Source organism: Variovorax sp. Soil_C_19 (assembly GCF_057657255.1).
Map to the genome: position 1 here is coordinate 124,801 of NZ_JBDGIV010000010.1, position 26,109 is coordinate 150,909.

Here is a 26,109-nt window from a genome sequence, read left to right on the forward strand (position 1 = left end):
CGCAGCTGTTCGTAGAACGAACACGTTCGGCTGTCATCATTACGTTTTTTCACACTTCGACCTTCACCATGCAAGCCACCAAGAGAGCCCTCCTGATCGCCTGCGGCTTGGCCGCCGCCGCGGCGCTGCCCCTCGCTGCCAGTGCCCAAGACGCCGCCTGGCCGACCCGTCCCATCCGCCTGCTCGTGGGCTTCCCGGGCGGCTCCACGCCCGACATCGCCGCACGCACCATCGCCGAGCCGCTCTCCAAGGCGCTCGGCCAGCCAGTGGTGGTCGACAACAAGCCCGGCGCCTCGGGCAACATCTCGGCCGACCAGGTGGCCAAGGCCAGCGACGACCACACGATCGGCATCGTCATCAACGGCAATCTCACCTCGTCGAAGATGCTCTACCCGAAGCTGCCCTACGACCCCGTCAAGGACTTCACCTACCTTTCGCTGATCGCGACCGCGCCGCTGGTGCTGGTGGCGCCGAACGACCTGCCTTCGGGCACGGCCTTCTTCGACGCGGCGCGCAAGGGCGGCGACAAGTGGAACTACGGCTCGGTGGGCGTGGGCTCGGTCGGGCACCTCGGCATGGAACTGCTCAAGAGCCGCGTCGCGGGCTTCAACCCCGAGCACGTCCCTTACCAGGGCAACCCGCAGGTCGTCACCGCAATGCTCGGCGGCCAGGTCCAGATGGGCCTGATTCCCCCGGGCGTGGCCATGCCGCAGGTTCGCGCCGGCAAGCTCAAGGCCATCGGCCTCACGGGCGGACGCAGCGCGCTGGTGCCCGAGCTCGCACCGCTGGCCGATGCCGGCGTGAAGGACTTCAATCTCGAAGTGTGGGTGGCCCTGCTCGGCCCGGCCAATCTTTCGCAGGCGGCGCAGTCGCGCATCAGCCGCGAACTCGCCGTCGTCATGAAGGACCCCGACGTGCGCCGCAGGCTCTTCGAGCAGGGCTGGCAGGCCGTGGGCACTTCGCCCGACGGCATGCGCCTGCGCGTGAAGGAAGAGGCCGCGATCATGACCAGGATCATCTCCACGCGCGGCATCAAGCTGCAATGAGCACTTCGACCATGACCGTGAACGAGCCGGCGCGCGCGCTGCCGGTGTTCGGGGAATACGACGTGGTGGTGGTCGGCGGCGGCCCCGCCGGCATTGCCGCCGCCGTCAGCGCGGCGCGCCACGGCGCGAACACGCTGCTGGTGGAGCGCTACGGCTTCCTCGGCGGCATGGGCACCGCGGGTGGCGTGACCAACTTTGCGGGACTGTACGGCAAGCGCGATGGCGAGATGACGCTGCTGGTGCGCGGCGTCGCCGACGAACTGCTGGCGCGCATCGACGCACTCGGCGGCCTCAACAAGCCGCAGGACGGCATGCAGGGCCGCATCCGCGTGCGCTCCTACGACACCTCGGCCTATAAGATCGCCGCCGACCAGCTGCTGCTCGATGCCGGCGTGAACCTGCTGTTCCATGCCTGGGCCGCGGCGGTGGTCCGCGACGGCGACCGCATCGCGGCGCTGGTGGTCGAGACCAAGTCGGGCCGGCAAGCGATCCGCGCCAATGCTTTTGTCGATGCGAGCGGCGACGCCGACGTCGCGGCCTTCGCGGGCGTGCCGTTCGAGGTCGGCGACGGCCATGGCAGCGGGCTGTTCCCGACCACCATGTTCCGCGTCGGCCAGGTCGATGCGAAGCCGGCGCTCGAGGCCGTGGGCGAGTTCAAGGCCATCAACGACCTGATGGCGCGCGTGCAGCAGCAAAAGCCCGGCGCCTACCGCTTTCCGCGCGAAGGCGCGATCCTGCGGCCCAACATCGATCCGCGCGAATGGCGTGCCAACGTCACGCAGATCCGCAATGCCGCGGGCCGCGCGATGAACGGCGTGGACGCACGCGAGCTCACCGAGGGCGAGCTCGAAGGCCGGCGCCAGATCGCCGAGTACTTCCGCTTCATGAAGGCCGAGGTGCCGGGCTTCGCGCAATCGGCCATCGTCGAGATCGCGCCGCAGGTGGGCATCCGCGAGACCCGCCGCATCGACGGCCTCTATGCGCTCACGGGCGAGGACATCCTGTCGTCGGCGCGCTTCGACGACAGCATCGGCATCAACGCCTGGCCGATGGAGATGCATGCCGATGGCCGTATCGAATGGGCCTTCCCGCGCGACGAAAACCGCACCTACAACCAGCTGCCGTGGCGCATGCTGGTGCCGCGCACCGTCGACAACCTGCTCGTCGCCGGCCGCTGCGCCGCGATGACGCACGAGGGCCAGTCGGCCGCGCGCGCAAGCGGCGGCTGCTTCGTCATGGGCCAGGCTGCGGGCACGGCCGCGGCGTCGCTCGGCGGCGGGCGGTTCGCCGCGGTCGACGTGCCGGCGCTGCAGCAGAAGCTCGTGGCGGACGGCGCCGACCTGGACCGCTGATGAAGCCGATGGTGGGCGCTGTCGCGTTCACGCGCGACACCCCGCCCGCCGCATGTTTGCTATCGTCAGCGGCTCCCATGTTCCCTGCACGCCCATGACGACCGATACCGCAACCGCCGCCCGCCTCATCGACGAACTCGTCGCGCTCATGCAGCTCGCGCCGCTCGGCGACGACCGCTTTCTTGCGCAGAGCGAAGACCTCGGCACGCCGGCCGTCTTCGGCGGCCAGGTGCTCGGGCAGTCGCTCATGGCCGCGAGCCTCACGGTGGCGGCCGACCGGCCGGTGCATTCGATGCATGCGTATTTCCTGCTGCCGGGCGAGCACGCGCCGATCGAGTACAGCGTCGACCGCGTCCGCGATGGCCGCAGCTTCACCACGCGGCATGTGGTGGCGCGCCAGCAGGAGCGCATCATCTTCGAGATGTCGGCCTCGTTCCAGACCGTGGACGAGGGCGTCGAGCATCAGTTCGAGATGCCGTCTTTCCCAGGCCCCGAGGGGCTCGTCAGCGAACTCGACCTGCGCATCGCGCTCGGCGACCGCCTGCCCGAGCGCTGGCGCGACAAGGGCACGCAGCCGCACGGCATCGAGTACCGGCGCGTCGACCCCGAAGACCTGATCACGCCGCAGCGGCGCCCGGTCGCCGCGCAGAGCGCAATCTGGATGCGCGCCATCGCGCCGCTGCCCGACGATCCGACGGTGCACCGTGCGCTGCTGGCCTATGCGTCCGACCATGGCCTGCTGCGCGCCGCGATGCTGCCGCACGGGCTGAGCTTCATGAGCGGCAAGGTGCGCCCCGCGAGCCTCGACCACGCGATGTGGTTCCACCGCGATTTCCGCATGGACGACTGGCTGCTGTACGTGATCGACTCGCCGAGCGCGGGCGGCGCGCGCGGCCTGTGCCGCGGCACGCTCTACACGCGCGATGGCCGGCTGGTGGCTTCGGCCGTCCAGGAAGGCATGGTGCGCGTGCGGCGCTGAAGCCCGACACCGGCCATCCCCCCGAGAAGGACACCCCTATGAAATCCGAACAGCCACAGCAGAAGGTCGCCATCGTCACGGCCGGCGGCAGCGGCATGGGCGCCGCCGCGGCGCGCAAGCTCGCAGCGGACGGTTTCCGCGTTGCCATCCTGTCGTCTTCGGGCAAGGGCGAGGCACTTGCCACCGAGCTCGGCGGCATCGGCGTGACCGGTTCCAACCAGTCGAACGACGACCTGACAAAGCTCGTCGACCGCGTTGTGGCCGAATGGGGCCGCATCGACGTGCTGGTCAACAGCGCAGGCCACGGCCCGCGCGCCGCGATCCTCGACATCAGCGACGAGGACTGGCACCGCGGCATGGACGTGTACCTGCTGGGCGCGGTGCGCCCGAGCCGGCTCGTGGCGCCGCACATGGTGCGCCAGGGCGGCGGCGCGATCATCAACATCTCGACCTTCGCGGCCTTCGAGCCCGATCCGGTGTTCCCGACCTCCGGTGTGTTCCGCGCCGGGCTCGCGGCCTTCACCAAGCTCTTCGCCGACCAGTACGCGCAGCACAACGTGCGCATGAACAACGTCCTGCCGGGCTTCATCGACAGCCTGCCCGAGAAGGAGGCGTTCCGTGCGCGCATCCCGATGGGGCGCTACGGCCGCAGCGAAGAGATCGCCGCGACCATCGGCTTTCTCGCCTCCGAGGGCGCGGGCTACATCACGGGGCAGAACCTGCGCGTCGACGGCGGCATCACGCGCTCGGTCTGAGCCCGATCGGGGCGCCGCCACGCCCGGCTCAGCCGAAGGGGCTGGCGGTCGCGAACCACAGGCCGATGCCGGTCGCAATGATGAAGGCGCCGTCGGTCACGCCTGCAACGAGGAAGAACTTGGTCTGCATCAGGTCGACCATCTCGGGCTGGCGCGCCGTGCCTTCGAGAAACTTCTGGCCGACGAGGGCAATGCCGATGCATGAGCCGAGCGCGGCAATGCCGATCAGCAGCGCGACGGCGAGCGGGAGGATGTTGAAGCCGGTGGTCATGGTGTTTTCTCCTGGGTGGTTGATCGATGGACCGACTGTCGCGCAATCGGCGCACCGAATCGATGACCTGCGAGGTCATGCCTCGCATGAAGAAAACCGGCTGACCGGCGCGGTCAGCTGCCGCGCAGTTCGCGCCGCAGGATCTTGCCGACCGTCGACTTGGGCAGTGCCTCCACGATCTGCACCTGGCGCGGCAGCTTGTAGCCGGTGAGCTGCGTGCGGCAGAAGGCGACCACCTCGTCCTCGGTCACGCTGGCGCCCGGCGTGCGCACCACGAAGAGCTTGACCGTCTCGCCCATCTTTTCGTCGGGCACGCCGACACAGGCGCATTCCGCCACGCCCGGGCAGGCGCTGGCCACGGCCTCGATCTCGTTGGGGTACACGTTGAAGCCCGAGACCAGGATCATGTCCTTCTTGCGGTCCACGATCTTGAGGAAACCACGCGCGTCGAACACGCCCACGTCGCCGGTGCGGAAGTAGCCGTCGGCGGTGAAGGCCTCGGCGTTCGCCTCGGGCTTCTCCCAGTAGCCGCGCATCACCTGCGGGCCCTTGACGCAGACCTCGCCGGCCTCGCCCCCGGCCACCTCGCGGCTCGCGTCGTCGAGCAATTTGACGTCGGTCGAGGGCAGTGGCAGGCCGGTGGTGGCCGTGAACTCGTTCACCGCGGCCGGGTTGAACGTGACGATCGGCGAGGTCTCCGACAGCCCGTAGCCCTCGCGGATGAACTGCCCCGTGATCGCCTGCCAGCGCGCCGACACGGTGGGCACGATGGCCGCGCCGCCGCCGGCCGCGAGCTTCAGGCGCGACCAGTCGACCTCGGGCAGTTGCGGATGAAGCGTCAGCCCGGCGTAGAGCGTATTGACTCCGGTGATCACCGTGGGCCGCGCAGCGCGCAGCGTGGCGACGAAGCCGTCCATGTCGCGCGGATTGGCCACCAGCCAGTTCTCGGCACCGATGCTGAAGTAGCTGATGAAGTTCACCATCAGCGCGAAGATGTGATAGAGCGGGATCGCCGTGACGACAACCTCTTCGCCTTCGGCGCGCGCGGCCGGCATGAAGAGCGCGAACTGCGCGCAGTTGGCGAGCAGGTTGCCGTGCGAGAGCGCCGCCCCCTTCGACACGCCGGTGGTGCCGCCCGTGTACTGCAGAAAGATCAGGTCGTCGGACGCGGCCTTCACGGGCGTGAACGGCAGCGTCTCGCCAGCGGCGAGCACTTCGGCGAGGCTCGCTGCATCGGTCAGGCGCGCATCGACCGGCGGGCTCGGCAGCGGGCTGTCGGCGGCAAGGCCCAGGCCCGCGGTGACCACGCGGCGCACCGGCGTGGCGCTCGCGACCTCGGCGAATGTGGGCGTGGCGCCATTGAAGATGACGAGCGTCTGCGCATCGGCATCGGCGAGCTGGTGCGCGAGTTCGCGCGGCGTGTAGAGCGGATTGACGTTCACCTGCACTGCGCCCGCGCGCAGGATGCCGATCAGCATCACCGGAAAGGCCAGGATGTTGGGCGTCATCACCGCCACGCGGTCGCCTGGCTTCACGCCCTGCGCCTGCAGCCAGGCCGCGAAGTTGCGCGACAGCCGGTCGAGTTCGCCGTAGGTGAGCGTCTGGCCCAGCGAGCGGAACGCCGGCCGCGCGGCGTGGCGGGTCATGGCCGACTCCATCATCGCGGTGACGCTGGCGTGGGTCTCGGGAGCGATCTCGGCCGGGATGCCGAACTCTCGGTAGGTCGCGAGCCAGGGGCGTTGTTGCATGGGATGTCTCCTTCGGATTGTTTTCTGTCTTCAGGGCGTGACGATACCGAACAGCGGATCGAACTCCTCGAGGTTCGTGAAGATTGCACCGAGCGCCTTTGGATCGCCTTCGAGCCGCGCCTCGCCGCTTTCGACCAGCTTGGGCAGGGGCACCTTGGCCAGCAGCATCTTGAAGAAGGCCGGCTGCGTGAGCGACAGCGTGGCTTGCGGCGCCGCGAGCTTGCGGCCCTTGGTGTTGTTGAGCACGGCGTTCGACAGCTCGAGCGCATAGGTCTCCTGGCTGTCGGTGAAGTTCACCTGCACGCCGAAGTTCAGTCCGTCGACCTTGCGGTGGTTCAACCGCACCGCGAGGAAGTCGAAGATCAGCTCGGGCGTCATGCCGCGCACCATGTCGGGCCCCTGGCTCGACAGGCGGATCTTGCGGATGCCGTTGCGCAGCTCCTGCGCGCCCACGAGGTAGGCGTTGCGCCACACGCCCGACTCGGCCTGGTAGCCGAGCTGCTCGAGGATGTCGGCCTGCAGAAGGCGCGCCTTCTCGTTGCCGGGCTCGGCCATCACGGCGTTGTTGTTGAGCTCGGCGGCCCAGCGGTAGTCGCCTGCGTCATACGCGCTGCGGGCCTTGGCCATCACGGCCTCGGCGCCACCGATGGCCGCGACGTAGCGCTTCGCGTTCTCGGCCGGCGGCAGCGGGTCGAGCGTGGCGGGGTTGCTGTCGTAGTAGCCGAGATAGTAGTTGTAGACGCCGCGCAGGTTGTGGCTCAGCGTGCCGTAGTAGCCGCGCGTGGAGAAGTCGTTGCGCAGCCCCTGCGGGATGTAGCCCACGTTGCCCAGGTCGTTCATCTTGGCGCCCTTGTTCGCCAGGTTCAGCGCGGCGTCGTGCATGTAGCGGTAGATGTCGCGCTGGTTCGCCAGGTGCTTGCGGATGCGCTCCGGGCCCCACACGGGCCAGTGGTGGCTGCGGAACGCGACCGCCGCTTCCGGTGCGAAGTCGATCATCTCGTTGATGTACTTGCTCCAGCCGAGCGCGTCGCGCGCCTTGGCGCCGCGCACCGTGTAGATGTTGTGCATGTTGGCGGTCACCACCTCCGACAGGCACAGTGCTTTCAGCTCGGGGAAGTAGAAGGCGAACTCGGATGGCGCCTCCGAGCCGTTGGCCATCAGGAACACGATGCGCTGCCCGTCGACCACGCGTTCCTCGCCGGTCTTCTTGACGTAGTCGGTGGGCGCGATCAGGCCCATGCTGCCGATGCTCAGCCCCTTGCCGAGACCGCTGCCGACGCCGCCGCGCTCGCCGAAGGGCAGCGGTGTGCCGAACTGGTAGTGCGCGCGCCGCGACATCGCATTGCCGGCCAGCACGTTCTCGGCCACCGCATGGTCCATGAAGCCCTCGGGCGCGATGACCGGCACCTTGCCCGCCTTCACGTCGGCCTCGTCGACCACGCCGCGCACGCCGCCGAAGTGGTCGACGTGGCTGTGGGTGTAGATGACGGCCACCACCGGCCGCTTGCCGAGCTTCTCCATCGCGAACGCAAGCGTCGCCTTGGCCATCTCGGCCGTGAGCAGCGGGTCGATGACGATCCAGCCCGTCTTGCCGGCGACCAGCGTCATGTTGGCGAGGTCGTAGCCGCGGACCTGCCAGATGCCCTCGGTGACCTTGAACAGGCCCGCCTCGTTGTTGAGCTTCTCCTGGCGCCACAGGCTCGGGTTGACCGAGGCCGGCGCTTCGCCCTGGATGAAGCCGAACTGGTTGCCGTCCCAGACGGTGTTGCCTTGGGCGTCCTTGACGAGCGTGTCGGGCAGGCGCGCGACGAGGCCGCGCGCGGCGTCCTCGAAGTCCTGCGGGTCGGCGAGGGACAGCGCCGCACCGAACTGCCGGTTGGCTTGGGCGGTGGTGGCGGTGGCCGGCTTGGGATCGTGCGCTTGCGCGGACAGTGCGGCGCACAGGGCTGCGGCGAAGGCGATGGGCTTGATGGACATGGTGTCTCTGTGATCGGAACGGAAAAGAGTCGTGGTGCGTGCGACAGGTCAGGCGAGTGCGTGCATCGGCACGGACGTGGCCGTGGGCTGGGAGGCTGGCATGGCGCTGTCGGCCGTGCGCGCATCCTCCAGGATCATGTCGGCCGCCTTCTCGCCGGTCATGAGGGTCGGTGCATTGGTGTTGCCGCCGATCACGGTCGGCATCACCGAGGCATCGACCACGCGCAGGCCCCGCACGCCGTGCACGCGCAGCCGGGCATCGACCACAGCCATGCCGTCGTTGCCCATGCGGCAGGTGCCCACCGGGTGGTATTGCGTGTCGGCGCGCTGGCGGATGTCGCGCGCCAGGCCCGCCGGATCGTCGGCGCGGGTCGGATAGAGCTGCTTGCCGCGCACGCCGTCGAACGGACGCGACTCGATGATGCGCTGCTGGATCTGCGCGCCCCTGACGAGCAGCTCGAGGTCGCGCTCGTCGCTGAGGAAACGTGGGTCGATGTGCGGCGCGTCGCGCGGATCGGTGCTGCGCAGGCGAACCTCGCCGCGGCTGTGCGGGCGCAGTACGTCCACGTGGCACGAGATGCCGTGGCCCAGGTGCAGTTTGCGCGCGTGGTCGTCGACGATGGCGATCACGAACACCAGTTGCAGGTCGGGCACCTTCACGTCGGGGCTCGAGCAGATGAACGCGCCCGCGCCCGCGAAAGGACTGGTGACCATGCCGGTGCGTTTCCTCTTCCACTCGAGGATGGCCGAGGCGAAGCTGGCGCCGCCGCGTGCCGAGACGCCGAAGCTCGCAGTGTGGCTGGCCACGCGCCAGCTCTGCACGTAGTCGATGTGGTCCTGCAGGTTCTGGCCCACGCCGGGCAGGTCCTGCAGCACCGGAATGCCCATCTGCCGGAGATGCTCGCCCGGCCCGATGCCCGACAGCATCAGCAGCTGCGGCGAACCGAAGGCGCCCGAGCACACGATCACCTCGCGTCGGGCGCGCACCTGCTTCAGTTCGCCGCCCTGGTGGTAGGCCACGCCGGCGGCGTGTCCATCCTCCATGAGGATGCGCGCCGACACTGCGCGGGTGCGCACGTCGAGATTGGGGCGCGACAGGTGCGGCGTGAGAAAGCCCTTGGCCGCGCTGCAGCGCTCGCCGTTCTTCTGCGTCACCTGGTAGATGAAGGCGCCTTCCTGCCGCGCGCCGTTGTAGTCGGGCGTGTGCGCGATGCCTTGCGTGGCCGCGGCATCGAGGAAGCATTGGTTGAGCGGGCTCACGTGCTGCGCATAGCCCACGTTGAGCGGACCGCCGGTGCCGTGGTGACGCGCGTCGCTGCCGAAGGTCTCGTTGTGCTCCGAGCGCCTGAAGTACGGCAACACTTCGTCGTACGACCACCCGGGGTTGCCCAGCGAGGCCCAGTGGTCGTAGTCCCAGGCGTTGCCGCGCACGTACAGCATCGCGTTGATCGAACTCGATCCGCCCAGCGTCTTGCCGCGCGGCTGGTAGCCGCGGCGGCCGTTGAGGCCGGCCTGCGGCACCGTCTCGAAGCCCCAGTTGTTGATCTTGGTGGGCATCATCGCCACCACGCCCACCGGCGCGTGGATCAGCACGCTGCGATCCGGGCCGCCGGCCTCCAGCAAGCAGACGCTGATGCCGGGGTGCGCACTCAGGCGCGCGGCGAGCACGCAGCCGGCGGAGCCGGCGCCGACCACGACGTAGTCGAACGCTTCCTCGGGATGGCTCATGGTGCGGTCTCCTTCAGCGGCTTGGCCGCTTGTTGTTGTGGTGGTGTTGGCGCAACGGATGTCAGCGCGGGATCGGCCTGGCCCAGGAAGTACTTCAGCGCCAGGCGCTGGACCCAGTTGCCGTAGGGCGGATAGAACAGGGCGATCGGATAGAAGCGGTGCCGCTTGAACACGGTCTTGGCATGCGAGAGCTCGCGAAAGCCCTCTTCGCCGTGGTAGGTGCCCATGCCCGAGTTGCCGATGCCGCCGAACGGCGCGTCGTGGTTGATGGTGTGCCAGCCCCAGTCGTTGAGCGTGACGCCGCCCGAGTGCGTGCGCTGCAGCACGCGCTCGCGCTCGGCCGCGTCGTGGCTGAAGCAATACAGCGCGAGCGGACGCGGGCCGGCGTTGATGTGCGCCACGGCGTCGTCGAGTTCGTCGTACGGCAGCACCGGCAGGATGGGCCCGAAGATCTCCTCCTGCATCAGGCGCATGCCGGGCGCGAGGTTGGTGACGATGTGCAGCGGCATCTGGCGGCCGGCGCCGGGCAGGGCGCAGACCTCGACGTGGGCGCCCTTGGCGCGTGCGTCGTCGAGCAGTGCCTCGAGGCGCGCGGCCTGGCGGTCGTTGACGATCGCGGTGTAGTCGTGCGAGCCCGCGAGGCTGGCGCCGAACATCGCGGTGAAGCTGGCCTTCACCTGCGCGACGAATTCGCCCACGCCCTCGCGCGGCACCAGCGCGTAGTCGGGCGCGACGCAGATCTGGCCGGCATTGGTGCTCTTGCCGTGCGCCACGCGGCGCGCCGCCTCGGCCAGCGGAAAACCGCGCGCCACCAGCGCCGGCGACTTGCCGCCGAGTTCCAGCGTCACCGGCGTCAGGTTGTCGGCCGCGGTGCGCATCACGATGCGGCCCACCGCCGGCGAGCCGGTGAAGACGATGTGGTTGAACGGCAGCGCAGTGAAGGCGTTGGGGTCTTCCAGCTCTTCGCCCACCAGCGCCACCTCGTCCTCGGAAAAGGCTTCGCCCAGCATGCGGCGCAGCACCGCATTGGTGGCCGGCGTGACCTCGGGCATCTTGATCATCACGCGGTTGCCCGCCGCCAGCGCCGCGGCCAGCGGGCCGAGCGCCAGGTACACCGGAAAATTCCACGGCACGATCACGCCGACCACGCCCTTGGGCTGGTAGGTGACCTTCAGGCTGTTGCTCAGGAAGAGCAGCTCGGGCCGGCGCCGGCGCGGCCGCATCCAGCGCGCCAGGTGCGACAGCGAATGGTTGATCTCGAGCGTCGCGCCGAGCACGTCGAGCATCTTCGATTCGGCCGGCGAGCGGAAGCCGAAGTCGCTGCTCATCGCCTCGGCCAGCAGGTCCTGGTAGCGGTGCAGCTGCCGCCTCAGGCGCCGCAGGCCGGCCTGGCGTTCGCTCGCGCCGGGGTAGGGCGCGAGCGCACAGGCCGCGCTCTGGGCCGCGAACAGGGCATGCAGGCGGGAGGCGGCTTCGGCAGTGGACTGCGTGGGGAGGGAGCGGTCGTTCATGGTGGCGCAGTGTGCGCGTGGGCCTCGTGCTTTCACGAGGTTGATGTGCGCCAACGGCAGGTGAAAATGCGCCAACACCGCCAAAACTAGTGAAAACCCGATGGACCTGACGGCTTCCGAATCTGCCCACGGCCATGGCCATGGCCACGACTGGCAGGCCGCGGCGCACAGCATGCTGGGCCTGGGCGCGCTGGTGGCCGAGATGGGTGGCCATGGCGTGGCGCCCGAGGCATTGCTGCAGGGCACGGGGCTCACCGCACGGCAGCTCGTCGACCCGCTGGCGCTGATGTCACAGGCACAGAAGATCACGATCTTCCGCAACGCGCGTCGCCTCTCGCAGGTGCCCGACCTCGGTCTGCGCGCCGGCGCCCGCCAGCGGCTCAGCGACTTCGGCATCTACGGCTATGCGCTGGCCAGCAGCCCCACCTTCGGCGCCGCGGTGGCGCTGGGCGTGAGCCACATCAAGCTGGCCGGCCCGGTGCTCGAGAAGCGCTTCCGCGTCGAGGGCGATACCGCCATCTTCGAGGGGCACGACGTGGTCGACCTGGGCGAGCTGCTGCCGATGGTCACCGAGTACTGGTTCGCGTCGGTGCACAAGCTATGCACCTGCGTGCTGGAGGCGCCGCTGCCCTCGCGCCTGCTGATGCTGCCGTATGCGCGCCCGGCGCATGCGCAGGCGTACGAGCGGCTGTTCGGTTGCCCGGTGCGCTTCGGCGCCGGCACGATGGAGTGGCATTTCGATGCTGCGGTGCTCGGCGCGGCGTGTCCCAACGCGAACCCGATCACGGCCGAGCTTTGCGTGCAGATGTGCGAGCGCCTGTCACGCAGCCTGCCCGAGGAATCGGACCTGGAACGCAGCATCCGCACCGCCTGCTTCAACAGCTGCGGCGACTTTCCGGGGCTCGACGAGATGGCCGTGCGGCTGGGGCTCTCGCCACGCACACTGCAGCGCCGCCTCACGGAGCTGGGCCGGCGCTACCACGACATCGTCGACGAGGTGCGCGCCTCCCTCGCCATCGAGTTCCTGACCCAGACCACGCTGTCGGTCGAGGAGGTGGGGCAGCGCGTGGGGTTCTCGGAGGCGTCCAACTTCCGCAAGGCCTTCCGCAAGTGGACCGGCCAGGCGCCGGGGCACTATCGCGGCCGTCAGGCGGCGGACGAAGCGCTGGCTTGATCGCGCCGGACGCTCAGGCCTTCGCAGCGCGCGCCGGCCAAAGCACCGACGCGATCGCCACCATCATCAGCGCCACGGCCACGCCGTCCTGCCAGTGCACGAACTCGCCGAGCCACAGCGCGCCGCTGAAGACGCCGAGCACCGGAATCAACATCACGCTCAGCGTCGAGGCCACGGGCGGCAGGCCGCGCGCGAGGTAGAACCATGCGGCATGCGCGAAGCCGAAGATCAGCACCGCGTTGTAGCCGATCGCGCCCCAGGCCACCGCGCTCGGCCAGCGCAGCGGCTCTTGCTCGAACAGCAGCGATAGCACCGTCATCACCACGGCGGTAAGTGCCGTCATCCAGAACGACAGCGTGAGCGTGGGCAGGCCGATGCGCGTGTGGCGCAGCAGCTGGGTGCCGAGCGCCCAGGTGGCGGCCGCCACGAGCGCCAGCGCCACGTAGCCGGGCCGGCCCGCCAGACCGGTGAGTTCGTGCCAGAGCAAGAGGCCCACGCCGATTGCGCAGGCGCCCACGCCGACCCACGTGCGCCGCGTGAGCACCGCCGAGAACAGCAACGCACCGATCACCGCCGAGAACACCGGCATCGTGTAGCCCAGGATCGCCGCGCGCCCGCCCGACAGCGCCTTCACGGCCAGGATGATGCAGGCATGCCAGACGAACATGTTGGTCGCGGCCAGCCACAGCAGTTCGGGCCAGGCGCTGCGCGGCACGCGGAACGGCACCTTCATCCACACCAGCGCCAAGGCCAGCACCGGCAGGCCGAGCCAGATCGAGATGGCGCGAAAAGCCAGCGGCGGATGGTCGGCCACGCCGAGCTTCATCACCGGCCAGTTGAGGCCCCATGCCAGGGTCAGGAGGACGAGCAGGGCGAACTGGCGCGGGGTGAAGGAGGGCATGGGGCGCGATTGTGGCGCGGTGCGCGCAATCGTGCAGCGCCCGCGGCTACAACAGCCGCTTCAAGTATCGCCCCGTGTGGCTCGCCGCGTTCGTCGCGATGTCTTCCGGCGTGCCTTCGCCCACCACCAGGCCGCCGCCCGCGCCGCCTTCGGGGCCCATGTCGATGAGCCAGTCGGCGGTCTTGATCACGTCGAGGTTGTGCTCGATCACGACGATGGTGTTGCCCGCGTCGCGCAGCTGGTGCAGCACCTTGAGCAGCAGCTCGATGTCGGCGAAGTGCAGCCCGGTGGTCGGCTCGTCGAGGATGTAGAGCGTGCGGCCGGTGTCGCGCTTGCTGAGCTCGAGTGCGAGCTTCACGCGCTGCGCCTCGCCGCCCGACAGCGTGGTGGCCGACTGGCCGAGCTTGATATAGGAAAGGCCCACGTCGAGCAGCGTGCGCAGCTTGCGCTCGATGGTCGGCACGGCCTTCAGGAACTCGTGCGCTGTCTCGACCGTCATCTCGAGGATCTGCGCGATGTTCCTGCCCTTGTACTGGACTTCGAGCGTCTCGCGGTTGTAGCGCTGGCCGTGGCACACCTCGCACGGCACGTACACGTCGGGCAGGAAGTGCATCTCGACCTTGACCACGCCGTCGCCCTGGCAGGCCTCGCAGCGCCCGCCCGCCACGTTGAAGCTGAAGCGGCCCGGGCCGTAGCCGCGTTCTCGCGCGGTGTTGGTCTCGGCCATCAGTTCGCGGATCGGCGTGAACAGGCCCGTGTAGGTGGCCGGGTTGCTGCGCGGCGTGCGGCCGATGGGCGACTGGTCGACGTTGATGACCTTGTCGAAGTACTCGATGCCCTCGACCGCCTCGTGCGGCGCGGGCTCCTCGTGCGCGCGGTAGAGCGTGCGCGCCACGGCGGCATAGAGCGTGTCGTTCACGAGCGTGGACTTGCCCGAGCCCGAGACGCCGGTCACGCAGGTCAGCAGGCCGACCGGGAAGGCGACGCTCACGTTGCGCAGGTTGTTGCCGGTGGCACCGACCACGCGGATCTCCTGCAGCACGCTCTGCGTGGCGAGGTGCGCGGCCTCGCGTGCCGCGCGGCGCTCGGCCGCCGGGCTCGGCGGGAAGCGCGAGGCCTTCTTGCCTTCGTTGAAGGCGGGCTGCTTCACCACCGGCAGCCAGGCGGTGCGGTGCTTGGGCACCTCGATCTTCTTAGTGCCCGAGAGGTACTGGCCGGTGAGCGAGCCCGGATTGGCCGCCACCTCGGCGCAGGTGCCCTGCGCCATCACGCGCCCGCCGTGCACGCCGGCGCCCGGGCCCATGTCGATCACGTGGTCGGCGGCCTGGATCATGTCCTCGTCGTGCTCGACCACGATCACGCTGTTGCCGATGTCGCGCAGATGCTTGAGCGTGCCGATCAGGCGGTCGTTGTCGCGCTGGTGCAGGCCGATGCTGGGCTCGTCGAGCACGTACATCACGCCCGTGAGGCCCGAGCCGATCTGCGACGCCAGCCGGATGCGCTGCGCCTCGCCGCCCGAGAGGGTCTCGGCGCTGCGGTCGAGGCTCAGGTAGTTGAGGCCCACGTCGTTGAGGAACTTGAGGCGCAGGCCGATCTCGCGCACCACCTTGTCGGCGATCTCGGCCTTGGCGCCGCGCAGTTTCAGGCCCTGGAACCAGGCATGGCTTTCGCGCAGCGTGAGGTGGCTCAGTTCGAAGATCGCCATGCGCGGCGGATCACCGCCGTCGGCGGGACGGCTCGCCTCGTCGACCAGGAACACGTTGCGCGCCTCGGGGCGCAGGCGCGAGCCGCCGCAATCCGGGCAGGGCTGCAGGTTGCGGAAGCGCGCCAGGTCTTCGCGCACCATGGCCGAATCGGTCTCGCGGTAGCGCCGCGTCATGTTCGGGATGATCCCTTCGAAAGGGTGCTTCTTCGTGAGCTTCTTGCCCGCGAAGTTGCCCGACTCCATCGTGTAGTTGAACTTGATCTCCTCGCTGCCCGAGCCGTAGAGCAGCACCTGCTGCACCGATGCGGGCAGCGATTCCCAGGGCGCGTCGGCGTCGAACCTGTAGTGCTTCGCGACGCTCTCGATCATGCTGAAGTAGTAGCCGTTGCGGCGGTCCCAGCCCTTGATCGCGCCGCTCGCGAGCGAGAGCGACGGGAAGGCCACCACGCGCACCGGGTCGAACACTTCGCGGTGGCCGAGGCCGTCGCAGCTCGGGCAGGCGCCCACTGGCGAGTTGAAGGAGAAGAGGCGCGGCTCGAGCTCCGACAGCGAGTAGTGGCAGATCGGGCACGCGAACTTGGCGTTGTACAGATGCTCGCGGTCGGGCGTGCCCTCGGCGCCGAGCTCGAGCGCGATGGCGCGGCCCTCGGCCAGGCGCAGCGCGGCCTCGAAGCTCTCGGCCAGGCGCTGCTGCATGTCGGGGCGCGCGCGCAGCCGGTCGATGACGACGTCGATGTCGTGCTTCTCGGTCTTCTTGAGCTTGGGCAAGTCGTTGTATTCGTAGGTCTGCCCGTCGACGCGAAAGCGCACGTAGCCGGCGGCCTGCATCTCGGCGAAGAGCTCGAGGAACTCGCCTTTCTTCTCGCGCGCCACGGGCGCCAGAATCATCAAACGGGGCTCGTTCGGGATCGCCAGCGTGGCGTCGACCATCTGCGACACCGTCTGCGCCTGCAGCGCCAGCTGGTGCTCGGGGCAGAAGGGCGTGCCGGCGCGTGCGTACAGCAGCCGCAGGTAATCGTGGATCTCGGTCACCGTGCCCACGGTCGAGCGCGGGTTGTGGCTCGTGGCCTTCTGCTCGATGCTGATCGCGGGCGACAGGCCCTCGATCACGTCGACGTCGGGCTTGTCCATGAGCTGCAGGAACTGCCGCGCATAGGCCGACAGGCTCTCGACGTAGCGCCGCTGCCCTTCGGCATAGAGCGTGTCGAAGGCCAGGCTCGACTTGCCCGAGCCCGACAGGCCGGTGATCACCACCAGCTTGTTGCGCGGAATGTCGAGGTCGACGTTCTTCAGGTTGTGGGTGCGCGCACCGCGGATGCTGATGCGCTGCTGCGCGAGCACCGCGCCGAGGTAGGCGTCGCGCTCTGCTTCTTCTGTGTCAGTGGCTCTTTGGTTCAAGGGGGCGATCGTCCGAGGGCAACCGGACATGATAGACCGCCGTCGATTTCATGGCGAGCGGCCGGGTTGCGGCGGCTCCGGCGCGGGGGCTTCCGGCGCCGGATGCACCGGTTCGGTGCTGCCGATGGCGCGCCCGACCATGTGCTCGGCCAGCGTGTCGTAGAGCGGTCGGCTGATCATGCGCGAGACCAGGCTCGCGAGCATCGCGGCGGCCATGAGGCTCAGCACCATCGCATGGCCGCTGACCATCTCCATCACGATGATGAAGGACGTGAGCGGCGCCTGGGTGACGGCCGCCAGGAAGGCGGCCATGCCCATCGCGATGAGCGCGGGCCCCAGGTCGCTGCTCGCGAAGGCGGCCACCGCGTCGCCGATGCCCGCGCCGATCGACAGCGACGGCGCGAAGATGCCGCCCGGCACCCCGCACCAGGCGGTGAGCCATGTGGCGATGAATTTGAGCGCCGTGTAGAGCGGCGTGAGCTCGTTATGCCCCTGCAGCATCTGCTTGACCGACTCGGAGCCGGCGCCGAAGGTCACGCCGCCCGTGGCCAGGCCGATGACGGCGATCGCGAAGCCGGCCGCGGCCGCGAAGCGCAGCGGATGGCGCGCGCGCCATTGCTGGATGCGCCCGGCGCTGCCGGTGAGCGAGGCGATCAGGAGCCGCGCGAACAGTCCGCCCGCCACGCCGCTCAGCAGTGCGACCACCAGGCCCGGGCCGAGCGCGTCCCAGCCGAGCCGCGGAACATGGATCACGCCGAAGTAGCTGACGTTGCCGAAGACCGACACCGCCACCAGGCCCGCCAACACGATGGCGGTGATGATCAGGCCGCTGGAGCGCGCCTCGAGGCGCCCCGACAGTTCTTCGATCGCGAACACCACGCCCGCGAGCGGCGCGTTGAAGGCGGCGGCGATGCCCGCGGCACCGCCCGCCACGAGCAGCGCGCGGCTGTCGATGGTGGTGCCGGGCGAGAGCCAGCGCCGCGCATGCTGCATCACCCCGGCCGCCACCTGTACTGACGGTCCTTCGCGCCCGATCGACAGGCCGGCGGCAAAACCCGCCGCGCCGAGGCCGATCTTGGCGACCGTGAGCCGCAGCGACGCGAAGAGGAAGCGTCGTTCTTCGGGCAGTGCCGGATGCAGCGCCGCCTTGATCTGTGGAATGCCCGAGCCGCCTGCGCCGGGGAAGAAGCGCAGCGTGCACCACACGATGGCGACGGTGATCAGCGGTGTCGTCAGCAGCACGGCCCACGGCCATTCGCTGTAGACATGGTGGAAGCGCTCGAAGATCCAGTCGCTCGCGATCGTGAAGCCCACCACGAACAGCCCCGCCGCGATGGCGTAGCCCAGCACGATGGCCCGGTCCAGCCAGACCCGCCCGCTCGACAGTTCGGCGCGCAGATGCTCGAGGAAGTCCGGTTCGCGATTCATGCGAATGCATTCTGGCATCGCGTCGAGCGGGGGGCTTCGCCCGGAGCGGGCATCGGGCACAATCCAGGGTTCTTTTTTTCCTTCTCCTTCATCTACTCATCAGGGGCAGTGCATATGGCATCGGTCAACAAAGTCATCGTCGTCGGCAATCTGGGTCGCGATCCCGAAATGCGTACCTTCCCGAGCGGCGACCAGGTCGCGAACGTCACCGTGGCGACCACCGATCGCTGGAAAGACAAGCAGAGCGGCGAGATGCGCGAAGCCACCGAATGGCACCGCATCGTCTTCAACGGCCGCCTGGCCGAAATCGCCGGCCAGTACCTGCGCAAGGGCTCGCAGGTCTACGTCGAAGGCAGCCTGCGCACGCGCAAGTGGACCGACAAGGACGGCATCGAGAAATACACCACCGAGATCCGCGCCGACCAGATGCAGATGCTCGGCAGCCGCCAGGGCCAGGGCGGCCCTGCGTCGGGCGGCGGCGACGACGACGGCGGCTATTCGCAGCAGGGCGGTGGCGGCTATTCGCAAGGCGGCAGTGGCGGCAGTGGCGGCGGTGGCTACGCGCCGCGCGCGCCCGCTGCGGCACCCCGCGCGCCGGCACCCGCGCCACGCCAGGCGCCGGCCAAGTCGTCGTCGGGCTTCGACGACATGGACGACGACATTCCGTTCTGAAGTCGACCGCTCGGTTTCGCAGGCAAGGGCCGGCTCTTTCGAGGGCTGGCCTTTTTTCATTCGGACTCGTTTTCCGGCGCTTGGACCCGCGCCAGGCTCTGGCGACAATGCGGTCTTTGCCGCGAGGAAAGCGCCGTCCATGCTCGACATCGCCGCGACCTGCCTGGTCGCCACTGCCCTCTTTGCGTACCTGAACCACCGGTTCATCCGGCTGCCGACCACCATCGGCGTGATGGTGATCGCGCTGGTGCTGTCGCTCGGGATCGTGCTGCTGGACAGGCTGGGGCTGGACCATGGCCTGCGGCAGTACGAGGAATCCTTCCTGCGCTCGATCGATTTCTCGGAAGTGCTGATGCAGGGGATGCTGTCGCTGTTGTTGTTCGCGGGTGCGCTGCATGTGGACCTCAGCGCCCTGCGGAGCTACCGGTGGCAGGTCGGCGCGCTGGCGCTCGGGGGGACGCTCGCCTCGACCCTGGTCGTGGGCTTTGCGATGGCCATGGTGCTTCCCTGGGTGGGCGTGGAACTGCCGCTGCTGTATTGCCTGCTGTTCGGTGCCCTGATCTCTCCGACGGATCCGATCGCGGTGATGGGCATCCTGAAGTCGGCCGGCGCACCGAAGAATCTCGAACTCGTGGTGGCCGGCGAATCGCTGTTCAACGACGGCATCGGCGTCGTGATCTTCGCGTTGATCCTGGGCATGGTCACCAGCGGAAGTTCGCCGACGCCCGGCGTCGCGTTCGAGCTGCTGCTGCGCGAAGCGGGCGGGGGCATTGCCTTCGGCCTGGTGCTCGGCTATGCGACCTACCGGCTGCTCAAGAGCGTGGACCAGTACCAGGTCGAGGTGCTGCTCACGCTGGCGGCGGTGCTCGGCGGTTATGCGCTCGCGACCCACCTGCACATCTCGGGACCGCTGGCCATGGTGGTCACGGGGCTGATCATCGGCAACCGCGGGCGCGCTATCGCGATGTCGAGCACCACGCGCCGCTACATCGACATGTTCTGGGAACTGCTCGACGAGATACTCAACGCGGTGCTCTTCGTGCTGATCGGCATGGAGGTGCTGCTGATCGCTTTCACGGGGCAGCTTCTGCTGGGCGGCGCCGTGGCCATCGCGGTCACGCTGGCCGCGCGGGCGCTCACCGTGGGTGTCCCGGTGAGCATGCTGCGCGGCTTCTTCCGGCTCCCCGCCGGCTCTGCGCAAGTGCTGACCTGGGGTGGCCTGCGCGGCGGCATCTCGGTGGCGCTCGCCCTGTCGCTGCCAGCGGGCCCTGCGCGCGACACGATCGTGGCCCTGACCTACTGCGTGGTGGTGTTCTCGATCCTTGTGCAGGGTCTGACCATTGGCCCACTCATCCGGCGCAGTGTCGTGCCTGACGGGCATGCGGGCGCGGGGGCGCCTCGATGACCGACCGCCGGGCGCCACGGCGCCACGGCGGCCTGTTCGGCAGTCTCGCGCGACATCGCGCTGCACGGTTATGGACCCTCCTGGTGCTCGTCGTTTCGCTGGCGCTGCTCGTCGCCATGATCGCGTACTTTGCAGTGCAGCCTTTCGCGCGCGAATCCGCAGCCCCACGCCTCACGCAGGCCGAGTGGCTGCTGGCCGAGGCCGACGGCTTCAGCGAGCCGCCGCGCACCGTCGATAGCCGCACGCTGCCCGGCGCGTGGCAGCCGGCCGAACTGCCGTTCGCGCCGCCGATCGCGCTGGTCCGCCAAGCGAGCGACAGATCGTTGCCCGGTGCAACCCGCATTTCGTGGCTGCGCATCGCCGCGCCCGACCTGCCCGCGGGCGCGGGGGCGATCGCGCTGTTCGCGCGGCGCATCAAGACCGACGGCACCGTGGCGGTCTACGCCAACGGGCAGCTGGTCCATCGCGCGCAGGAGGACGGTCCGCTCTGGAACAGCACCCGCACGCCGCTCTGGGTCGTGATCGAGCGCATGCCCGGCGAGGCACCGCTCGGCGAGATCCTGTTGCGACTCGAGCACACGCGCAACACCCAGGTGGCGGTCTCGTCGCTGTGGGCCGGGCCCGAGGAAGCGCTGAGCGACCGCTACGAGAGGCGGCAGTGGCTGCAGCAGGATTTGCCGGCCATGCTCAACGCGGCCTTCCTGGCCATGGGCATGTTCGCGCTGTTCGTGTGGCTGCGGCGCCGCCGCGAAACCATCTACCTGCTGTTCTTCAACCTCGCGATCACCTCCTTCCTGCGTGGGCTGCACTTCTACGTGGCGGTTCCGATCGCCAACGACTGGTTTGCCTGGCTCACGGTCAACTCGCTGTTCTGGCTCGTGGCGGTGGTGCACTTCGCGCTGCGCCAGCTGCATGGGCGGCGATTGCGCTGGCTGACGGCCGCCGTGGTGGTGCTCACCGTGCTGGTCGGCGTGCTGACCCTCCCGGCGCTTGCGGTCCTGCGGCATCCGCCGCAGGTCACGCCGTTGATCTATTTCGCCGGCGGCGCGATGGGCGCCGCGGTAGCGCTCGTGGGCGGCATCAGCGCATGGCGCCGCTCCAACGAGGGGCGACTGGTGGCCGTCGGCATCGCCCTGTGCGTGCTGCTGGGCGCGTCCGACTGGCTGCTGCAGAACAACTTCTCGAGCCCCGAGGGCTGGTACATGGGGGCCTACACAAACGCTGTGACCTTCAGCGTCTTCGGCGTGCTCATGTACCGCCGCTACGTCAATGCCATCGGCGAGGTGGAACGCGTCAACGCCGGCCTGGCCGAGCGCCTGCAGGTCCGCGAGGCCGAGCTCGATGCGAGCCACGAGCGGCTGCGCGAGGTCGAGCGGCTGCAGACGATCGGCACCGAGCGCCGGCGCCTGATGCAGGACATGCACGACGGCCTCGGCTCCTCGCTGATCAGCGCGATCCGCTCGGTGGAGGGCGGCGGCATGAAGGAAGAGCAGGTGTCCGAGCTCCTGAAGAGCTGCCTCGAGGACCTGAAGCTGACCATCGACTCGATGGAGCCGCTCGAGGACGACCTGTTGCTGCTGCTCGCCACCTTGCGCTACCGGCTCGCGCCGCGCCTCGAGAGCTCGGGCGTGGCGCTGCAGTGGAACGTGCAGGAGTTGCCGCCGCTCGACTGGCTCGATCCGTCGAGCGCGCTGCACATCCTGCGCATCGTGCAGGAGGGCATCGGCAATATCCTGCGCCACACCCGCGCGACCGAGGTCCGGCTTTCGACCACGCCGGAGGCCTCGGGCGTGCGCGTGACGGTCGAGGACAACGGGCAAGGCTTCGATGTCGAGAAGGCGCTGAGCGGCAGCGGCGGGCGCGGCATGCACAACCAGATGCGCCGCGCGCTGGCGGTCGGCGGCAGCGTCTCGTGGCAATCGGGGCCGCAGGGCACCGTCTTCACGCTGTGGCTGCCGCTGCAGCGCGTTCGGGTACATTGACGACCCTTTGCCGCTGCCGACACCCACCGCTCCCTCTTCTGCCGCACCGCGCAGCATCCGCCTCGAGGCGGTCACGCTGGTCCGCGGCGACCAACGCGTCTTCGACGGCCTGACGCTTCGCCTCGACGAAGCGCGCATCGGCCTCGTCGGCGACAACGGCGCCGGCAAGAGCAGCCTGTTCCGCCTGCTCGCGGGGCTCGATGCGCCGCAGCAGGGGCGGGTCGTGGTGCATGGCTGCGACACGCGCGCCGAGCGCCGGCAACTGCCGCAGCACGTCGGGCTGATGTTCCAGAACCCCGACGACCAGATCATCTTCCCGACCGTTGCCGAGGAGCTCGCGTTCAGCCTGAGCGCGCGCGGCGAATCGCGCCAGGCGGCGCGCCGCCTGGCGCACGACTTCCTCGCGCAGCACGGCCTCGCGGCCTGGGCCGGGCGCGCCGTCGGCGAACTGAGCCAGGGCCAGCGCCAGCAGGTCTGCCTGCTCGCGCTGCAGATCGGCCGGCCCGCCACGCTGCTGCTCGACGAGCCATTCGCAAGCCTCGACCTGCCGAGCCAGGCGCGGCTCGCGGCGCAATTGGCGGCCACCGACCAGCAGGTGATCCTTTCCACGCACCTGCTCGCGCATGTGCATGGCTTCGAGCGCGTGCTGTGGCTCGACGGTGGCCGGGTGCGCGGCGACGGCCCGGGCCGGGAGATCTGCGCGGCTTATGCCGAGGACGTGCGCCGGCGCGCGCAGGCGCAGCAGGCGGGGGCCGCCGATGCGTAGCCTCTACTCGTCGCACGCCACCTGGATGCACGCGCTGCCCGCCTGGTGCAAGCTCGCGGCGCTGTCGGCCTGCGGCACCTTGCTGGTGCTGGTCGACAGTCCGCTTTTCCTGGCCGCGGCATGCGCCGTGGTGCTGCTGCTTTTTGCATCGCTCGGGCAGGTCGCCTGGCGCCGCGTGCGCATGCTCGGCGGCATTGCGGTGGCGGGTGCCCTGATCGTCGCGTTCCATGCGTTCCTGGGCTCGCTGCCGCTCGGCGTCGCGAGCGCGCTGCGGCTCGCGAGCGCCGCGGTGCTCGCGCTGATGCTGACGCTGACCACGCGCTTCGAGGACCTGCTGGCGCTGCTCGAAACGCTGATGCAGCCCCTGCAGCGCTTCGGCGTGCCGACCGAGCGGATCGCGCTCGGCATCGGTTTGATGCTGCGCTTCGCCGAGAATTTCTACGTGCAGTGGCAGCGCCTCGACGATGCCCACCGCGCCCGCAGCGGGCAGGGCGGCGGGCTGCGGCTGCTGGCACCGCTGACGATCCGCACGCTGCAGACCGCCGAGCGCGTGGCCGATGCCCTCGCGGCCCGCATGGGCCGCTGACCGGCCGCGCGAGGCACCGTCGCTTTCTCCATCCATCCAATCCACACCGCCTTGCCATGACCTCTTCCGGTTCCGCCCACTCGTCCCGTTCCCTGTCGTACATCGCGCTGTTCGCGGCACTGATGGCGGTGTTCGGCCTGATCCCGAAGGTCGACCTGCCGTTCGGGGTGCCGATCACGCTGCAGTCGCTCGGCGTCATGCTCGCCGGCTGCCTGCTCGGGCCGCGGCGCGGCTTCCTGGCCATGGCGCTGTTCCTGCTCGCGGTGGCGCTCGGCCTGCCGCTCCTGCCGGGCGGCCGCGGCGGCCTCGCCGTGTTCGTGGCGCCGGCTTCGGGCTTTCTGTTCGGCTGGATGTTCGGCGCCTTCGCCTGCGGGCTGTTGATGCGCCGCATGGCCGGCGCGACCGGCAAGGGGCTGCTGGCCGCGGCCTTCCTGTCGGCCTTCGTCGGCGGCATCCTCGTGGTCTATGCCTTCGGCATCGCGGGGCTCTCGCTCGTGGCCCATATGTCACTGTCGCAGGCGGCGCTTGCGGTGCTGGTCTTCGTTCCCGGCGACCTGATCAAGTGCGGCCTCTGCGCGTTGCTCGTGCAGACCGTGTTGCGCGGCCTGCCGCACTGGCGGCTCGACAAGGACTGAGACGCCCCCCGAAGCGCCTGCGGCGCCTCCGCCCACTGGGGGGCGCACCCGGTGGACGGGCGGAGCCCGATCCACGGGTGCACTGGGTTGTATTCGCGGTTATCCGACGCGCGTGAAGACGGTGCGCGAGAGATAGTCCTTGCGCGGGCCGGCCACGGTGTGCTCGACCTCGAAGGTGCCGTCGGCGCGAAAGCGGTAGCGGCTGTCGTACTGGTCGGCCACGCAAAGGTGCCCGGCCGATCCGGCGAGCGCGTCGCCATCGGGCGCGAGCGCGATGCGGTGGAAGAGCCGAGGCGGCGTCTCGGCGAAGAACACCGAAAAGCCGTCGGGGCTGCGCTCGAACAGGTAGTCGCGGTGGCCTTCGAAGGCTTGCCCGGTGGCGAGCAACCGCACCCGCCCGGCCTCACGGTAGGCCAACCGGCCGGTGGCATCGCGCCTGAAGTCGGCCTGTCCCTGCATCGTGGCCTGGCCCACGATGGTGCGGCCCAGCGTCCAGAGACCCTCCAGGCGGTCGAAGATCTGGTCGGGCGCACCCCAGGCCGCGGAAGTCGATAAGGAAGCCGATGACATGGCCAGACTCTAAGCTGGACCGCATCGCCCCTTCCTTTTGCTGTGATTGTTTCGATTCCGTGAACGCCGTGGTTCCTTCTGATGAGGGTTTTTACCTAGGGATCGGCGCACAATTCATCTCACAGGCCAGCCACCCGCTGACCTGGGTGAACAAGGCCCCCGAGCGAGGTGCCTGCCCCGGCAAGGGGCGGTGACCTACCCAAGACCGGTTCGAATCATCCAGACGAAAACTGAACTGAACTGAAGGAAATCAAAATGACCGCCTCCAAGATCCTCTCCGCCGTTGCCGTTGCCCTCATGGCCGTTGCCGGTTCCGCCCACGCCGAAACCTATGAAGGCGTGCACCCCCTGACCTCGGGCGTCAGCCGCGCCGAAGTCGCCAGCGAAGCCGTGGCCGCTGCGCACAGCGCCGACCCGTACGCCACCGGTGCCCAGTCCGGCCCGGCCCGCGCCTTCGTCTCGACCGCCAGCGTCGACGCAGTCCGCGCCGAAGCCGTGGCCGCCGCACGCAGCGCCGACCCGTATGCCGAAGGCGCTTCGTCCGGCGTGGCACCGCTCGTCGCCAGCACCGTCGACCGCGCCACGGTCCGTGCCGCAGCCCGCGCTGCCGCTCACGGCGACGCGCTGCCGCTGTAATCCACGGCAGGCCCGGGCACCTGCTGCCCGCCCCCGAAAGCCGGCCCTTGCGTAAGCGGGGCCGGCTTTTTCATGCCTGTGCGCCGCTGGGTATCGCGCAAAGCATGCTTTCGCCTTATAGGCCGTGGTGCCCGGCTCACGCGAGAATGCCGGACTGCTTCCGCTGCGAAAAAAGAAAGAAAGCATGATCCGTCGCCGCACCGGTGGCGCTCCGACACGCATGGCACTCACTCTCGACCCCGAAGACACACGCGCGCGCATCCACGACCTGGTGTGGTGCGGCTTTCATCCCGATGCCGACGTCGAGTGGATGGTCACCGACGAGTACCTCGATCCCGACGAGCTCACGGTCGAGGACCGCGCCTGGATCAAGGCCGAGGCCGCGCGCGCCTGCGCCGAGAAGCACGCTGCAGAGGCCGGCTGGCCCGCCCAGACCGAGCACGACCGGCTCGAGGCCGTGTTCGCGCAGCTGCGCGCCGAGAAGATCATCGCGCTGCACCGCGCGGGCAACACGCTGTCCGACGGCCACGACGACGTGCGCGAGCAGTGGCGCGCGGCGGGGCGCATGGACTCCGGCATCCGCGGGTGCTGCTTCTATCACGCGCAGGACCTCGATACGGCGGTACGCACAGGAAGGCTCCACCTGGCGTTCAGCGGCGGCATGATCCCCGAGCTCGAGCAGCGCGAGGCGAACACCGTGGCGGTTGGCCGGCGCATCGTCGAGCTGCTGCAGTCGGCGGGCTTCGAGGCGCGCTGGAGCGGCAACGTCAGCGAGCGCATCGAAGCCGACCTCGGCCAGTGGCGCAAGCGCAGCCCGCGGGCCTGAGCGTGGCCCTTGCGGGCGCAGCGGCAATGGCCTGCGCCAGCAAGGGTCGCGCGTTCGC

General features: G+C 69.3%; 22 protein-coding genes. 13 read left to right on the top strand and 9 right to left on the bottom strand.

The features are described 5' to 3' along the window. Nucleotides 1–68: 68 nt before the first annotated feature. The 4 genes from AC3A6R_RS19325 (at nucleotide 69) to AC3A6R_RS19340 (ending at nucleotide 4,132) form a co-directional block, all read left to right on the top strand. Nucleotides 69–1,046 carry a Bug family tripartite tricarboxylate transporter substrate binding protein gene (locus AC3A6R_RS19325; protein WP_487861215.1) on the top strand — a complete coding sequence of 326 codons (978 nt, stop codon included), beginning with the start codon at nucleotides 69–71 and terminating at the stop codon, nucleotides 1,044–1,046. Beyond that, complete coding sequence (locus tag AC3A6R_RS19330) at nucleotides 1,043–2,398, top strand: FAD-dependent oxidoreductase (RefSeq protein ID WP_487865276.1); 1,356 nt, start codon at nucleotides 1,043–1,045, stop codon at nucleotides 2,396–2,398. Before AC3A6R_RS19325 ends, AC3A6R_RS19330 begins: the two co-directional genes overlap by 4 nt. Nucleotides 2,399–2,492: 94 nt before the next feature. Beyond that, on the top strand, nucleotides 2,493–3,377 hold the full coding sequence (locus AC3A6R_RS19335; protein WP_487865277.1) for an acyl-CoA thioesterase: 885 nt from the start codon (nucleotides 2,493–2,495) through the stop codon (nucleotides 3,375–3,377). A 38-nt stretch (nucleotides 3,378–3,415) separates the two neighbouring features. Further along, nucleotides 3,416–4,132, top strand: coding sequence for an SDR family oxidoreductase (locus tag AC3A6R_RS19340; protein ID WP_487865278.1), 717 nt, complete (start codon nucleotides 3,416–3,418; stop codon nucleotides 4,130–4,132). Nucleotides 4,133–4,160: 28 nt separating this feature from the next. On the opposite strand, the gene atpE is transcribed toward AC3A6R_RS19340, so the two are convergent. The 5 genes from atpE to AC3A6R_RS19365 form a co-directional block, all read right to left on the bottom strand. Then, complete coding sequence (atpE, locus tag AC3A6R_RS19345; protein WP_487861219.1) at nucleotides 4,161–4,403, bottom strand: F0F1 ATP synthase subunit C; 243 nt, start codon at nucleotides 4,401–4,403, stop codon at nucleotides 4,161–4,163. 113 nt (nucleotides 4,404–4,516) lie between these two features. Next, nucleotides 4,517–6,151 (bottom strand): AMP-binding protein, encoded by a 1,635-nt coding sequence (locus tag AC3A6R_RS19350; protein WP_487865279.1) that lies wholly within the window; start codon nucleotides 6,149–6,151, stop codon nucleotides 4,517–4,519. A 30-nt stretch (nucleotides 6,152–6,181) separates the two neighbouring features. Beyond that, nucleotides 6,182–8,128 (bottom strand): alkyl/aryl-sulfatase, encoded by a 1,947-nt coding sequence (locus AC3A6R_RS19355; RefSeq protein WP_487865280.1) that lies wholly within the window; start codon nucleotides 8,126–8,128, stop codon nucleotides 6,182–6,184. A 48-nt stretch (nucleotides 8,129–8,176) separates the two neighbouring features. Continuing rightward, nucleotides 8,177–9,856 carry a GMC family oxidoreductase gene (locus AC3A6R_RS19360; protein ID WP_487865281.1) on the bottom strand — a complete coding sequence of 560 codons (1,680 nt, stop codon included), beginning with the start codon at nucleotides 9,854–9,856 and terminating at the stop codon, nucleotides 8,177–8,179. Further along, entirely contained in the window at nucleotides 9,853–11,367 is a 1,515-nt protein-coding gene (locus AC3A6R_RS19365) for a coniferyl aldehyde dehydrogenase (protein WP_487865282.1), read from the bottom strand. Before AC3A6R_RS19365 ends, AC3A6R_RS19360 begins: the two co-directional genes overlap by 4 nt. 100 nt (nucleotides 11,368–11,467) lie before the next feature. Here AC3A6R_RS19365 and AC3A6R_RS19370 point away from each other — a divergent pair, with 100 nt between their 5' ends. Beyond that, nucleotides 11,468–12,541 carry an AraC family transcriptional regulator gene (locus AC3A6R_RS19370; RefSeq protein ID WP_487865283.1) on the top strand — a complete coding sequence of 358 codons (1,074 nt, stop codon included), beginning with the start codon at nucleotides 11,468–11,470 and terminating at the stop codon, nucleotides 12,539–12,541. 13 nt (nucleotides 12,542–12,554) lie between these two features. Here AC3A6R_RS19370 and AC3A6R_RS19375 read toward each other — a convergent pair whose 3' ends face one another. Genes AC3A6R_RS19375 through AC3A6R_RS19385 form a run of 3 tightly spaced genes read right to left on the bottom strand, consistent with a single transcriptional unit; the run spans nucleotide 12,555 to nucleotide 17,973 of the window. Continuing rightward, nucleotides 12,555–13,442: a DMT family transporter gene (locus tag AC3A6R_RS19375; RefSeq protein ID WP_487865284.1), complete on the bottom strand. Its 888-nt coding sequence runs from the start codon at nucleotides 13,440–13,442 to the stop codon at nucleotides 12,555–12,557. Between the two features lie 46 nt (nucleotides 13,443–13,488). After that, on the bottom strand, nucleotides 13,489–16,575 hold the full coding sequence (gene uvrA, locus AC3A6R_RS19380) for an excinuclease ABC subunit UvrA (protein ID WP_487865285.1): 3,087 nt from the start codon (nucleotides 16,573–16,575) through the stop codon (nucleotides 13,489–13,491). Nucleotides 16,576–16,593: 18 nt separating this feature from the next. Further along, nucleotides 16,594–17,973, bottom strand: a complete 1,380-nt coding sequence (locus AC3A6R_RS19385; protein WP_487865286.1) for a chloride channel protein — start codon at nucleotides 17,971–17,973, stop codon at nucleotides 16,594–16,596. Between the two features lie 114 nt (nucleotides 17,974–18,087). Here AC3A6R_RS19385 and ssb point away from each other — a divergent pair, with 114 nt between their 5' ends. From ssb to AC3A6R_RS19415, 6 genes are all read left to right on the top strand, one after another. After that, entirely contained in the window at nucleotides 18,088–18,645 is a 558-nt protein-coding gene (gene ssb / locus AC3A6R_RS19390) for a single-stranded DNA-binding protein (protein WP_487865287.1), read from the top strand. A gap of 139 nt (nucleotides 18,646–18,784) precedes the next feature. Continuing rightward, complete coding sequence (locus AC3A6R_RS19395) at nucleotides 18,785–20,050, top strand: cation:proton antiporter (protein WP_487865288.1); 1,266 nt, start codon at nucleotides 18,785–18,787, stop codon at nucleotides 20,048–20,050. Continuing rightward, nucleotides 20,047–22,032: a sensor histidine kinase gene (locus tag AC3A6R_RS19400; protein ID WP_487865289.1), complete on the top strand. Its 1,986-nt coding sequence runs from the start codon at nucleotides 20,047–20,049 to the stop codon at nucleotides 22,030–22,032. The genes AC3A6R_RS19395 and AC3A6R_RS19400 overlap by 4 nt, the downstream gene beginning before the upstream one ends. A gap of 7 nt (nucleotides 22,033–22,039) precedes the next feature. Next, entirely contained in the window at nucleotides 22,040–22,798 is a 759-nt protein-coding gene (locus AC3A6R_RS19405) for an energy-coupling factor ABC transporter ATP-binding protein (protein ID WP_487865290.1), read from the top strand. Beyond that, nucleotides 22,791–23,384, top strand: a complete 594-nt coding sequence (locus tag AC3A6R_RS19410) for an energy-coupling factor transporter transmembrane component T family protein (RefSeq protein ID WP_487865291.1) — start codon at nucleotides 22,791–22,793, stop codon at nucleotides 23,382–23,384. The genes AC3A6R_RS19405 and AC3A6R_RS19410 overlap by 8 nt, the downstream gene beginning before the upstream one ends. 56 nt (nucleotides 23,385–23,440) lie before the next feature. Then, nucleotides 23,441–24,019, top strand: coding sequence for a biotin transporter BioY (locus tag AC3A6R_RS19415; protein WP_487865292.1), 579 nt, complete (start codon nucleotides 23,441–23,443; stop codon nucleotides 24,017–24,019). A gap of 99 nt (nucleotides 24,020–24,118) precedes the next feature. Here the strand turns inward: AC3A6R_RS19415 and AC3A6R_RS19420 are convergent, their stop codons facing one another. Continuing rightward, on the bottom strand, nucleotides 24,119–24,589 hold the full coding sequence (locus AC3A6R_RS19420; protein ID WP_487865293.1) for a DUF6314 family protein: 471 nt from the start codon (nucleotides 24,587–24,589) through the stop codon (nucleotides 24,119–24,121). Nucleotides 24,590–24,844: 255 nt separating this feature from the next. Between AC3A6R_RS19420 and AC3A6R_RS19425 the strand changes: the two genes are divergently transcribed. Further along, nucleotides 24,845–25,225 (top strand): helicase SNF2, encoded by a 381-nt coding sequence (locus AC3A6R_RS19425; protein ID WP_487865294.1) that lies wholly within the window; start codon nucleotides 24,845–24,847, stop codon nucleotides 25,223–25,225. Between the two features lie 220 nt (nucleotides 25,226–25,445). Next, nucleotides 25,446–26,051, top strand: a complete 606-nt coding sequence (locus AC3A6R_RS19430) for a DUF6891 domain-containing protein (protein WP_487865295.1) — start codon at nucleotides 25,446–25,448, stop codon at nucleotides 26,049–26,051. Nucleotides 26,052–26,109: the final 58 nt, after the last annotated feature.

Bases quoted from the DNA above. Each gene is read 5' to 3' on its own strand.
- AC3A6R_RS19325 (WP_487861215.1), top strand. From the start codon at position 69: ATGCAAGCCACCAAGAGAGCCCTCCTGATCGCCTGCGGCTTGGCCGCC.
- AC3A6R_RS19330 (WP_487865276.1), top strand. From the start codon at position 1,043: ATGAGCACTTCGACCATGACCGTGAACGAGCCGGCGCGCGCGCTGCCG.
- AC3A6R_RS19335 (WP_487865277.1), top strand. From the start codon at position 2,493: ATGACGACCGATACCGCAACCGCCGCCCGCCTCATCGACGAACTCGTC.
- AC3A6R_RS19340 (WP_487865278.1), top strand. From the start codon at position 3,416: ATGAAATCCGAACAGCCACAGCAGAAGGTCGCCATCGTCACGGCCGGC.
- atpE (WP_487861219.1), bottom strand. From the start codon at position 4,403: ATGACCACCGGCTTCAACATCCTCCCGCTCGCCGTCGCGCTGCTGATC.
- AC3A6R_RS19350 (WP_487865279.1), bottom strand. From the start codon at position 6,151: ATGCAACAACGCCCCTGGCTCGCGACCTACCGAGAGTTCGGCATCCCG.
- AC3A6R_RS19355 (WP_487865280.1), bottom strand. From the start codon at position 8,128: ATGTCCATCAAGCCCATCGCCTTCGCCGCAGCCCTGTGCGCCGCACTG.
- AC3A6R_RS19360 (WP_487865281.1), bottom strand. From the start codon at position 9,856: ATGAGCCATCCCGAGGAAGCGTTCGACTACGTCGTGGTCGGCGCCGGC.
- AC3A6R_RS19365 (WP_487865282.1), bottom strand. From the start codon at position 11,367: ATGAACGACCGCTCCCTCCCCACGCAGTCCACTGCCGAAGCCGCCTCC.
- AC3A6R_RS19370 (WP_487865283.1), top strand. From the start codon at position 11,468: ATGGACCTGACGGCTTCCGAATCTGCCCACGGCCATGGCCATGGCCAC.
- AC3A6R_RS19375 (WP_487865284.1), bottom strand. From the start codon at position 13,442: ATGCCCTCCTTCACCCCGCGCCAGTTCGCCCTGCTCGTCCTCCTGACC.
- uvrA (WP_487865285.1), bottom strand. From the start codon at position 16,575: ATGTCCGGTTGCCCTCGGACGATCGCCCCCTTGAACCAAAGAGCCACT.
- AC3A6R_RS19385 (WP_487865286.1), bottom strand. From the start codon at position 17,973: ATGAATCGCGAACCGGACTTCCTCGAGCATCTGCGCGCCGAACTGTCG.
- ssb (WP_487865287.1), top strand. From the start codon at position 18,088: ATGGCATCGGTCAACAAAGTCATCGTCGTCGGCAATCTGGGTCGCGAT.
- AC3A6R_RS19395 (WP_487865288.1), top strand. From the start codon at position 18,785: ATGCTCGACATCGCCGCGACCTGCCTGGTCGCCACTGCCCTCTTTGCG.
- AC3A6R_RS19400 (WP_487865289.1), top strand. From the start codon at position 20,047: ATGACCGACCGCCGGGCGCCACGGCGCCACGGCGGCCTGTTCGGCAGT.
- AC3A6R_RS19410 (WP_487865291.1), top strand. From the start codon at position 22,791: ATGCGTAGCCTCTACTCGTCGCACGCCACCTGGATGCACGCGCTGCCC.
- AC3A6R_RS19415 (WP_487865292.1), top strand. From the start codon at position 23,441: ATGACCTCTTCCGGTTCCGCCCACTCGTCCCGTTCCCTGTCGTACATC.
- AC3A6R_RS19420 (WP_487865293.1), bottom strand. From the start codon at position 24,589: ATGTCATCGGCTTCCTTATCGACTTCCGCGGCCTGGGGTGCGCCCGAC.
- AC3A6R_RS19425 (WP_487865294.1), top strand. From the start codon at position 24,845: ATGACCGCCTCCAAGATCCTCTCCGCCGTTGCCGTTGCCCTCATGGCC.
- AC3A6R_RS19430 (WP_487865295.1), top strand. From the start codon at position 25,446: ATGGCACTCACTCTCGACCCCGAAGACACACGCGCGCGCATCCACGAC.